This is a genomic window from Flavobacterium sp. (genome assembly GCF_036515215.1).
GTDB lineage: Bacteria > Bacteroidota > Bacteroidia > Flavobacteriales > Flavobacteriaceae > Flavobacterium.
In genome coordinates this window covers 21,738-33,099 of record NZ_DATBVQ010000013.1, presented here as the reverse complement: position 1 = coordinate 33,099, position 11,362 = coordinate 21,738, and the positions used below count along the sequence as shown (strand labels likewise).

General features: G+C 38.8%; 10 protein-coding genes. 6 read left to right on the top strand and 4 right to left on the bottom strand.

Translation table 11 applies throughout. The annotated features are described in order from the left end of the window. Positions 1-600 precede the first annotated feature (600 nt). Positions 601-2,007: an APC family permease gene (locus tag VIH09_RS01180; protein ID WP_331577033.1), complete on the top strand. Its 1,407-nt coding sequence runs from the start codon at positions 601-603 to the stop codon at positions 2,005-2,007. 264 nt (positions 2,008-2,271) lie between these two features. Here VIH09_RS01180 and VIH09_RS01175 read toward each other — a convergent pair whose 3' ends face one another. Further along, on the bottom strand, positions 2,272-3,720 hold the full coding sequence (locus VIH09_RS01175; protein ID WP_331577031.1) for a glyceraldehyde-3-phosphate dehydrogenase: 1,449 nt from the start codon (positions 3,718-3,720) through the stop codon (positions 2,272-2,274). Positions 3,721-3,878: 158 nt separating this feature from the next. Beyond that, complete coding sequence (locus tag VIH09_RS01170) at positions 3,879-5,279, bottom strand: trypsin-like peptidase domain-containing protein (protein ID WP_331577029.1); 1,401 nt, start codon at positions 5,277-5,279, stop codon at positions 3,879-3,881. 138 nt (positions 5,280-5,417) lie between these two features. Here VIH09_RS01170 and dapF point away from each other — a divergent pair, with 138 nt between their 5' ends. The 5 genes from dapF to VIH09_RS01145 all read left to right on the top strand — a co-directional run bounded on the left by dapF (position 5,418) and on the right by VIH09_RS01145 (position 9,782). Beyond that, positions 5,418-6,200, top strand: coding sequence for a diaminopimelate epimerase (gene dapF, locus VIH09_RS01165; RefSeq protein WP_331577027.1), 783 nt, complete (start codon positions 5,418-5,420; stop codon positions 6,198-6,200). Positions 6,201-6,231: 31 nt separating this feature from the next. Then, positions 6,232-6,765, top strand: a complete 534-nt coding sequence (locus VIH09_RS01160) for a GNAT family N-acetyltransferase (protein WP_331577025.1) — start codon at positions 6,232-6,234, stop codon at positions 6,763-6,765. Between the two features lie 11 nt (positions 6,766-6,776). Beyond that, positions 6,777-7,817: an endolytic transglycosylase MltG gene (gene mltG / locus VIH09_RS01155; RefSeq protein WP_331577023.1), complete on the top strand. Its 1,041-nt coding sequence runs from the start codon at positions 6,777-6,779 to the stop codon at positions 7,815-7,817. 2 nt (positions 7,818-7,819) lie between these two features. Then, positions 7,820-8,740 (top strand): DUF2279 domain-containing protein, encoded by a 921-nt coding sequence (locus VIH09_RS01150; RefSeq protein WP_331577035.1) that lies wholly within the window; start codon positions 7,820-7,822, stop codon positions 8,738-8,740. A 400-nt stretch (positions 8,741-9,140) separates the two neighbouring features. Continuing rightward, positions 9,141-9,782 carry a peptidoglycan-binding protein LysM gene (locus tag VIH09_RS01145; RefSeq protein WP_331577021.1) on the top strand — a complete coding sequence of 214 codons (642 nt, stop codon included), beginning with the start codon at positions 9,141-9,143 and terminating at the stop codon, positions 9,780-9,782. Between the two features lie 57 nt (positions 9,783-9,839). On the opposite strand, the gene VIH09_RS01140 is transcribed toward VIH09_RS01145, so the two are convergent. Then, on the bottom strand, positions 9,840-10,376 hold the full coding sequence (locus VIH09_RS01140; RefSeq protein WP_331577019.1) for a hypothetical protein: 537 nt from the start codon (positions 10,374-10,376) through the stop codon (positions 9,840-9,842). Positions 10,377-10,740: 364 nt separating this feature from the next. Then, on the bottom strand, positions 10,741-11,268 hold the full coding sequence (locus VIH09_RS01135; RefSeq protein WP_331577017.1) for a hypothetical protein: 528 nt from the start codon (positions 11,266-11,268) through the stop codon (positions 10,741-10,743). Positions 11,269-11,362: the final 94 nt, after the last annotated feature.

Below are 11,362 nucleotides of genomic sequence, written 5' to 3'. Positions count from 1 at the left end.
TCCAAACAATATCATCTGTCATAGCATTTAATACACCTTCTACATTTTGATTTCCAAAGTCACCGTAAACCTGCTGAACTGCTTGAATGTATTTTTCGTTTGTCATTTTTATTGAATTTATTTTTTATGCTTACTCTAATCGGTTTTTAGCTTCCCCGTTTTTATTTTTGTTAAAGTTAATTTCTGGCAGTCAGTTTAAAGTTCTTATGTCGCTCAAGCATGACGCATAACTTGTATATACTCGCTACAAAATAGCGTATATACACCCAAAAACGGGTAGATTGTCGCTATTGAATTGCGCTTTTGTTCTCAAATATATTAAAATTTTCTTACAAATTTTCTTGAAATGGATAAATGCTATTGTTATTTCGGGTGCGTGTGAGGGATGGAAGCGGCATCCTTTTTCGTGTTCTCGATACTGCTGTAAAATGAGCAACTCGAACTGACGAAAAAGATACAGCGAACAGCCCGACCCGAAGTTTTTACGAAGGGGCACGCCCAAGACAAAAACGAGTTTGTCATTTTCGGATGCATTTTCTGAAATTTCCAAAAAAAGTATATCTTTAGCCATTCCAAAAACCAAAAAACCAACATTTAGATATGCAAGAAAACGACCAAGACGATTTTAAAAGAGAACTGGGCTTATTTGACGGAACCATGCTTGTGGTGGGTTCAATGATAGGTTCCGGAATATTTATAGTGAGTTCAGATATGGTGCGCCAAGTGGGTTCTGCCGGATGGCTGATCGCCATGTGGGTGCTTACGGGCGTGATTACCGTAGTTGCTGCGGTAAGTTACGGTGAACTAAGCTCGATGTTCCCCAAAGCCGGTGGCCAATATGTGTATATCAAGGAGGCCTATGGAAAGCTAATCGGTTTTCTGTACGGCTGGAGTTTCTTTGCCGTGATACAGACGGGGACGATTGCCGCAGTGGGTGTGGCCTTCGCGAAATTTGCCGCTTATTTGTTTCCGCCCGTCAGCGATACCAATATTCTTTATGAGCTGGGTGATTTTAAACTGAATGCGGCACAACTTGTTTCTATTTTCACCATTATTTTATTGAGTTATGTTAACAGTCGAGGGGTGAAAAACTCCAAGATTCTACAGACGGTATTAACTGTGATCAAGATTCTATCGTTAGCCGGACTGATCGTTTTTGGTTTCATGGCCGCGAAAGCGGAAGTTTGGGACGCCAACTGGGTTGATGCTTGGGGATCAAAATCGCTTGATGTGGCCACGGGAACCTGGATGCCTATCAGCGGAATGGTTTTGATATCGGCAATTTCTGCCGCCTTGGTGGGCTCGATATTCTCGAGTGTGGCTTGGGAAGGCGTGACCTTCATTGCAGGGGAAATCAAAAACCCAAAACGCAACGTGGGTTTGAGCCTATTTCTGGGAACCTTAATTGTATGCTGCATTTATGTGTTGGCAAATCTGATGTATCTGGCCGTGGTGCCTTTGCAGGATATTGCCACCGCTCCGGCGGATCGCGTGGGTGTGGTAGCTTCGCAAAACATTTTCGGATCCATTGGGACATTGATTATAGCCGTGATGATTATGATTTCGACTTTCGCCTGTAACAACGGATTGATCATGGCAGGGGCCAGGGTATATTATACGATGGCCAAAGACGGTGTTTTCTTCAAGAAAGCCGCTGAATTGAACAAAGCAGCTGTTCCCGCTTGGGCTTTATGGGCACAGTGTTTCTGGGCTTCGGCTTTGTGCTTGACAGGGAAATATGGCGATTTGCTGGATTTTGTGGTGATCATCGTTTTGATTTTTTATATCCTGACAATATTGGGAATCTTCATCCTGCGCAGAAAAATGCCAGATGCCGAAAGACCGTACAAGGCTTTTGGTTACCCGTTTCTGCCCGGACTCTATATTATTGTGGCCAGCGCCATATGCATCGCCTTGTTTTTTACCAAAACGAGTACGAGCGGTTGGGGTGTATTGATCATGCTACTAGGAGTGCCAGTTTATTACTTGACAAGAACGAAAGAGTAGTTTTTTAGTGAGAAGTGAAAAGAAAGAGAAAAGAATAAAGAATAAAGAGAGTTGAATAGTGAGGAGCGAATCTTGCTTCTTTTCTCTTTGTTCTATATTCTAACTTCTCTAGAGTTAAACATAAAAAAATCCGTCTCGTTACTATAACGGGACGGATTTTCTATTTGATACAGGCTGGACTGCCGTAAACTTTAAATCTAAAACTTGAACTAAAAACTAAAAACTAAAATCTGCAAAAGCAATGTCCAACCTGTAATTTGTCTGCTAGTAGTACGTGAAACGTCTTACTTTAGCAATATATTTCGCCAATCGAATTACCTGATGGCTATAACCGTATTCGTTATCATACCAAATGTATAAGACGATATTTTTTCCGTCGTTTGAAACGATGGTGGCGTTACTGTCATAAATGGATGGTGCCGAAGTACCCACGATGTCAGAAGAAACCAATTCGTTATTCATCGAATATTTAATTTGCTCCACCAATTCGCCTTCAAGGGCATATTTTTTCATGATGGTGTTGATCTCGTCAATCGAAGTTTCTTTTTCTACTTCAAGATTCAATACGACCAAAGAACCGTTAGGAACAGGAACACGAATCGCATTTGACGTTAGTTTACCTTCAAGTGAGGGCAACGCTTTTGCAACTGCCGTTCCTGCACCAGTTTCGGTAATAACCATATTTAAGGCTGCAGCTCTACCACGACGGTATTTTTTGTGCATGTTGTCTACCAAGTTCTGGTCATTAGTGTACGAATGTATCGTTTCCAGATGTCCCTTTACAACACCTAAAGTATCTTCTACCGCTTTTAGTATCGGAGTGATGGCATTGGTTGTACAAGAGGCAGCCGAGAAAATGTCCGTTTCGTCCGGATTGTATTCGTTTTGGTTTACCCCATGAACGATATTTGGCACTCCTTTTCCCGGAGCGGTTAATAACACTTTGTGGGCTCCTTTTGAAACTAAATGTCTGCTCAAGGCTTCTTTAGTGGTGAAAGCACCTGTATTATCTATAATTAAAGCATTGTCAATATCGTAAGCGGTATAGTCGATATCCTCCGGCGCGTTTGCCGTGATTACATGAACGGTTGTACCGTTGATGATCAATGCATTGTTTTCTGGGTCAGCGGTAACTGAACCTTGAAAATCACCGTGAATGGAATCGTAACGCAACAGCGAAGCTCTTTTCTCAAGTGTTGAAGCGTCATTTTTATCTCTGGTTACAATCGCTCTCAATCGCAATTGGTTACCTTTTCCTGTTTTAGACATTAGCTCTCTGGCCAATAATCGTCCGATTCTTCCAAAACCGTATAAAACCACATCTTTGGGTTGAATTTCCTCAGAAAATTTAGCGTCTTTCAATTTGTCCAATACAAAATGTCTTGCATCTTCGTATTTATCTTCCTCCAAAAGATATTCGTAAGTCAATTTACCGATATCCAGTTTTGAAGGTGGTAAGTCTAATGACAAAATAACTTTAGCGATTTCTACCGAAGAAAATACATTAATTGGTTTGCCTACAAATTCACCCGCATATTGATGCAAGTTGATAATGTCGTTTACGTTTTTATCCAGCAGTTGATTTTTAAACAAAACCATTTCTATGGATTTGTCATACCATAAATCACTGATGATTTTGATTAATTCGACTCCTGAACGTCGTCTGTCGACTTGGAATGAAACTTCTTTTTGGTACAAAGTTGTATTATTCATAGGTGAAAATTTGTAAAAATTTAGTAGTTATTTTTTTAAATTTGGCGCAAAAATACCCATTTCAATCGATTTCGTAAAGCATTTTGTGATTTTTTTTTCAAATAAAAAAGCCAACTTGTTTTTGCAAGTTGGCTTTTTTATTTTAAGGCGTGGGATTATCAGATGATAATTCTGAATACTTCCCCGCTTTTATTGATCATTTCAAGACGGACGCTTTGGCCTTCGTCTTTTTTATTCAAAAGTTTGGAAACAGATTCAATGTCTTTCGCTTTTACGTTATCAATGCTCAATATGATGTTTCCTTTCAGTTCGTCGCTGTACTGCGCCAAATTTTCATTCGAAATTGATTTTATTTTCACTCCATAATCAAGATTGAACCTCTTTTTGTCTGCGGCGTCAATATTCTCTAGTTCAATTCCTTTAAATTCGGTACTGAAAAATTCGTTTTTACTCAACACCACCGGAACGGTTCTGTTATTGCCGTCTCTTATAAAGGTAACTTGCACTTTGTCATTTGGCCTTTTGGTATTTATGTATCCCGAAAGGTCCGCAAAAGTGGCAATGCTTTGGTTGTCCAGTTTCACGATTATATCCCCTTTTCTCAATCCGGATTTTTGGGCTCCTGAATTTTTGGTAACGGTACTGATGTAAAAACCTTCGGTTCGCGTAATGCCTAATTCTCTTGAGGCCGTGGCGTTGAGTTCGCCGCCTTCGACGCCCAGAATTCCCCTTTGCACATTTCCGTATTCCATAATGTCCTCGATTATTTTTCGGACAATATTTGAGGGAACCGCAAACGAATAGCCCACATACGAACCCGTCATAGAGGATATCATTGTATTGATACCTATTAAATCCCCTCGGGTGTTTATTAATGCGCCACCGCTATTTCCCGGGTTCACAGCGGCATCCGTTTGTATGAAGGATTGAATCCCACTGGCGTCCAGATTTCTGGCTTTCGCCGAAATTATACCCGCGGTCACCGTTGAAGTTAAATTATACGGATTCCCAACCGCCAAAACCCATTCGCCCACTTTTACCGAATCGGAATTCCCGAATGTGGTATAGGAAAGTTTCTCGTCGGCATCAATTTTTAGCAGGGCAATGTCCATTTTGGAATCGGTACCGATGAGTTTTGCTTTGTATGATTTTTTATTGTTCAAGGTGATTTCAATTTCTGAGGCTCCTTTCACGACATGATTGTTGGTCACGATATATCCATCTTCAGAAATAACCACTCCAGATCCCGTTCCCACCTGTTCCTGGGTTTGCCCGCCTTTGTAGCCATAATAATATTCCAGCATGGGATTGGTGACCGTTTTGTAGGATACGTTTTTGACATGGACGACCGTATGAATGGTCTTCTCGGCCGCTTCGGTAAAATCGAGCACTTCGGGAGATAAGCCCACTTTTTTGGCGTAGGAATTGGTCGCAAGTGTTGTTATGGGGCTTTTGCCCAACGAGAATTTGCCATTGTCGTCGAACAGCAATTTATAGGCCCCCAATGTTGTGGCTCCGCTTAATAAGGCCACTAAAAAAAGCTGTGAAAATCGTTTCATAGTTAAGTTTTTATTTACATTTTAGGATAGGTAAAAATAAAGGTAAAAACCTTTGTTAAAAAACAGTTTAACGCTCTTTAACAATGATTAACATTTCATTAATAGTTCGTACTTTTGTGGCAACACAATTGAAAGACAATGGAAATAGAATTCTATAAATACCAAGGAACCGGAAACGATTTTGTAATGATTGACAATCGCAAGGATGCTTTCCCCAAAGAAAACATCGAACTGATTGCGCATTTATGTGACAGACGTTTCGGCATAGGCGGTGACGGCCTTATTTTATTGGAAAATGACCCAGTTGTCGATTTCAAAATGGTGTACTACAACTCCGATGGAAACCAAAGCAGCATGTGTGGTAATGGGGGAAGGTGTTTAGTGGCTTTCGCCAAAAAGCTGCGCGTCATTAAAAACAATTGTACATTTAATGCCATAGACGGATTGCACCATGCAACCGTTACCGACGACGGTATCGTATCACTGCAAATGATTGACGTTGCTACGATAAAAACGGACTTGAATTATACTTTTTTAAATACGGGTTCTCCGCATCACGTTGAAATAGTAGATGATTTGGAGCATTTTGATGTCAAAGAAAATGGAGCGGCCATCCGTTATGGAGGCTTGTATGGAAAAGAGGGCAGCAATATAAACTTCGTAAAGAAAATAAACGAAACGACTTTTTCGCTTCGCACCTACGAAAGGGGAGTTGAAGACGAAACCTTGGCTTGCGGAACCGGTGCTACGGCAGTTGCCATAGCGATGAACGCAACCGGACTGACCGAGGCCACCTCGATAGACGTCAATGTGCGAGGCGGAAAATTGGCCGTTTCATTTGACATAAAGGACAATCAATATACCAACGTTTTCCTGATAGGTCCCGCAGAATTTGTTTTTAAAGGATCTATCGAGATTTAAAGAATAGCCATAAACCATACCCAAAACCCTTATGATTACCCTAAAAGGAGACAACATATACATCCGGGCACTTGAGCCCAATGATTTAGAGTTTATTTATGCCATAGAAAACGACCAATCCATTTGGGAAGTGAGTAACACCCAGACTCCTTACAGTAGATTTTTAGTGAAACAATATCTTGAGAACGCGCATCAGGACATTTACGAGGCCAAGCAATTGCGATTGGCCATTTGCCAAGACCGGGACTTTCCGGCTGTAGGATTGATAGATTTGTTTGATTTTGATCCAAAGAACAACAGGGCAGGGGTTGGAATCGTGATTCAGGGCAATGACAACCGAAACCAAAAAATCGGTTCGGAAGCTTTGGGTTTATTAATCCAATATGCTTTCTATCATTTGAACCTGCATCAGCTTTATGCAAATATTGGCACCGAAAATGAAGCGAGTAAAGCTCTTTTTACTAAATTTGGCTTTCAATGTATAGGTGTAAAAAAAGATTGGAATCTTGTAAACGGCATCTACAAGGATGAGGAAATTTTCCAGTTAATTAATCAACAATTTTAATATTTTTAGTTTTGAAGTTAAAAAAAATCATTTCAATCGTATCTGTCGTTTTGATATCCGCATTAGTTGTTTACGGGTTTATTTTGATAGGTCAAATTTTTGCGGATAACACCAAATTTGCAGAAAAAGAAGTTTACGTACATATTCCGACAGATGCAAATTACGATGATGTAAAAAAAATAATAGCTCCCTATGTTGCAAATATTGATCGTTTTCAAATGGTGGCCGATAAAATGAGCTACCCTCAAAACCTGAGCCCAGGACGTTATTTATTTACCAAGGGAATGAACAGTTACGATCTGGTAAAAACCTTGAGAAGAAATGTGCCGGTAAACTTGGCCTTTAATAATCAGGAAAGAATAGAAAATCTGGCGGGACGCGTCGGCTCGCAAATTGAGGCGGATAGTTTGTCGCTATTGACTTCATTTAAAGACTCAGTTTTTTTGAAAGAAAACGAGTTTAATGAAGATAATGTTTTGGCCGTATTTATTCCCAACACCTATGAAATCTATTGGAATACGACCGCTGAGAAATTCCGAGATAAAATGATCAAGGAATACCGAAAGTTTTGGAACAAGGAACGTGTAGCCAAAGCCAAGGAACAAGGCTTAACGCCAGTCGAAGCGACCATTTTGGCTTCGATAGTACACAAGGAATCAGTGAAAAAAGACGAAAGGCCACGCATTGCAGGGGTTTACCTGAATAGGTTGAGGTTGGGAATGCCGCTTCAAGCCGATCCTACGGTGATATTTGCCATCAAAAAGAAATCAAACGATTTTGACCAGGTCATAAAAAGGGTGTTTTATAACGATTTGACAATGGCTTCGCCTTACAATACCTATATGAATACGGGACTGCCTCCGGGACCGATTGCAATGCCGGACATTACCGCTCTGGAAGCAGTGCTGAACCCAGAAAAAAATGATTTCATTTATTTCTGCGCCAGCGTAGATCGTTTTGGTTACCATGAATTTGCCTCCACTTTGGCAGAGCATAACAAAAACGCCAAAAAATACTCGGATTGGATCAACAGCCAAGGGGTGAAAAGATAGTTTTGACCTATAAAAAAAACAGTTTTCTTCTATTTTTGTTAGTGCTGGGGTTTCAGGCCGTTTTCGCGCAGTCCAAATTGGAAGGTTTCCTGAAACCGTCGGACACCTTAAATGTCAAAAGAAAAAATGCCGTGTTTATCACCGAAGCAGTATTGGCTTCAGGGGCATTAATCGGTTTGAACCAACTTTGGTATGCCAATTATCCAAAATCTAAATTTCATTTTATAAATGATAATTCGGAGTGGTTGCAGATGGACAAAGTGGGTCATTTTTACTCCTCCTATCAGATGGGTAGGTTGGGTTCCGAAATGCTGGAGTGGAGTGGAGCCTCAAAAAAGGATCAATTGCTCTACGGTTCAGGTTTGGGTTTTGTGTTCCTAAGCGCTGTTGAGGTATTTGATGGCTTTTCTTCTGAATGGGGTGCTTCCACAGGCGATATAGTAGCGAATGCTTCAGGGACTGCTTTATACGTGTCTCAGGAACTGTTGTGGAACGAACAACGCGTCATCCCGAAATTTTCATTTCACACTACCCAGTATGCAAAATACAGACCCAACGCTTTAGGGCATTCTTTTGCCGAACAACTATTGAAAGATTACAACGGCCAAACCTATTGGCTTTCGGTTAACTTACACTCCTTCCTCAAAGATTCAAAAATACCCAAATGGCTCAATTTGGCTGTTGGCTACGGTGCTGATGGGATGGTCAGCGGAAACGGTGAAAGTTCTGATTTATTTTTGGCGGCAAATAATGCCAGAACCAGACAGTTTTATTTGAGCTTTGATGTGGATTTAACTAAAATTAAAACCAATTCACATCTGTTAAAAACCGTTTTTTCGGTCTTGAACACGGTGAAAATCCCTGCTCCCACAGTGGAAATTAAGCAGTTCAACCAATTTAAATTACACTTCATCTACTTTTAGCCAATTCTCACCCATTGTATTTTTATTTGTTTTAAATTTATATGGATGTTCTAATTTTGGGCATCAATTTGGGGTTAGCGATCTCAATTAAATCAGAATTATTTAAAAGTAAATAATTGGTTGAGAAAAGCGGATTTTTTTCACCGATTTCATGTGAGTTTTGACGCTCTGCTGACGAAAATTGGCAAAAAAGACAATTTTTAGAATGCATTTTTTTATGTTTTCCGCACTTTTAAAATCCCAGCGCCAACGATTGAATACTCAGCTAACGAGGGATTTATAGGTCACATTTTGTGTTTTTAGACAAGATTAACATCTTGGTTTTCAGCTTTATAAATTTTAGTGTATCTTTGCACGCAGAAATTTCTTAACGGGACAGCGTTTAGAAGAAAAACAATTTATGGTAAGAAAGTGGTATTTTTATACAAGTTTAGCTATTATTATAGCCTTTTTAAGTGCAGGTTTTAAACCCCTTAAAATAGATGCGAATCAATGGTTTCTAATAAAAAACCCGGATGGAATTCGATACTTATATCCATCCCAAGAACAGGAAGATTACACCAATTTGAACATCCCTTTTACCGGAAATTTATTTATTGGTTTCAAAGAAGCCCTTGGTTTCAAAGAATCGGAAGGGAAATACAAAAAAATTAATTCTCTCGGGTATATGGGAAAATACCAATTTGGTATCGAAACCCTAAGATCAGTTGGGATATATGACACTTCTTTATTCTTGCGAAGCCCTAAGATGCAGGAAAGAGCCTTTGTGGCGCTTTTGTCAAAGAACAAATCCATTCTACAAGAAGTAATAAAGAAGTACGACGGTACTGTGGTTAACGGGATTTTGGTTACCGAATCCGGTATTTTGGCTGCAGCCCACCTCGGCGGTGCAGGTTCCGTAAAAAGATATTTTAAACATAATGGTAAAATATCAATTAAGGATGCTTATGGTGCTTCAATTAGAAGTTACATGAGGGCATTTGGAGGCTATGACACTTCCCTTATTGTACCAAATGTTAATGCGGTTGCAAGCTTGAATTAAAATTATAATAGGTTAAAATAAAAAGGCAGTCAAACAAATTTGTTTGACTGCCTTTTTTTATCTTACTTTTAAAATATCCCCATTTGGACGAACTGTCAATCTGAGAGTTTGTTTGTCTTTCTTGATTTTTAGATTGTATTGTTTTTTCAAGACATCACCTTCCTCTTGGGTGTACAAGTATTTGTCGTTTACAATGGTCCAATCAGGATAAGTTTTATAGATGGAATATATCACTTCGTTCGGTAGTCTTACATTTTTGTATTCTTCCACGACACGAATCAGTTTTCCGTTTTCATCGTAGGTTGCTGATAACGATCCATCTTTAGTCTCCATTAATAAAAGGTAGTTTTCGTAGCCCTCATAATCTTTCCCAATGTCATAGGCGATAAATTTTTCTTCCATTCTTCTAACGTCTTGGTCAGGATTGTTGTCTGGGAGGTACACTGAAAAATCTTTCCCCACTCTTTTAATAACGACTGCCGGTAATTCTTCCATTTTTACGACTCCCTCTTCTTGGTCTTTCTTCATTTTATCTTGAGAATAAGACGGGATAGTGAAGCCTAATAGCAATAAAGCAATAATAAATGATTTCATAATATTTAGTTTTAAATTAATATTCAGTTTTCAAGTTAAATTAGTTAAAAAATTGTAAATCAATATGTTGTGAATTTAGTTTAATAAAATTGTTGTTTATTTTGTAATTGAAAAAAGCCACCTTTCTTGTAAAGTTAGTTTTTTTAACACATTTTAGCTGTTAAACTCTTCTTTACGTTGTGTTAATAAAAACGGGTTTTACGGCTTCTTTTTATTAAGAATATTACCGTCTTTTTTTAAAGGCAGCATTTAATTTATATTTTCTAATATCAGGACCAATTTCATTTGCGACGAAAATAGGAGTTATAAAAAAAAGCTGTCCATTTTATTGGACAGCTAAATGACTATTAGTTTACTTTTTTTATTATAATCCGGCAACAATTTCACCATTTGGATGAACTGTTAGATTTTTGCTTTGTTTTCCTTTTTTAATTTTGAGATGGTATTGTTTTTTTACAACGTCCCCTTCTTTTTGTGAGTATAAATACTTGTCATTTACGATTTCCCATCCAGGAAATGATTTATAGACGGAATAGATGACGTCACTCGGAAGTTTTACATTTTTGTAGTTTTCCACTACAGTCATTAATTTCCCTTTTTCATTGTACGTGGCAGACAAAGAACCGCCCTTTGTTTCCATAATTACCAAGTAGGTATCATAACCCTCATAGTCTTTACCGAGGTCATACGCTATGAAACTATCTTCTAGTTTTCTTACTTTTGGATCTGCGTTTCTGTCAGGCAAATAGACTGAAAAGTCTGTTCCGGCGCTTTTGATGACTACGGCAGGTAAATTCTCTATACTAATATTCCCTTGTGCATCCGTTTTATCTTGCGAGTAGGATACGGTTGTCAGCCCTAACGCCAACAAAATTATTGCATAATATTTCATAATGGTAGATTTAAATTAAACAGGTTTAGATAATTTTAACATATAATAAATTATAAGGCTTACCATTTACTTCCCCTTTTCATTGTAGCAACCT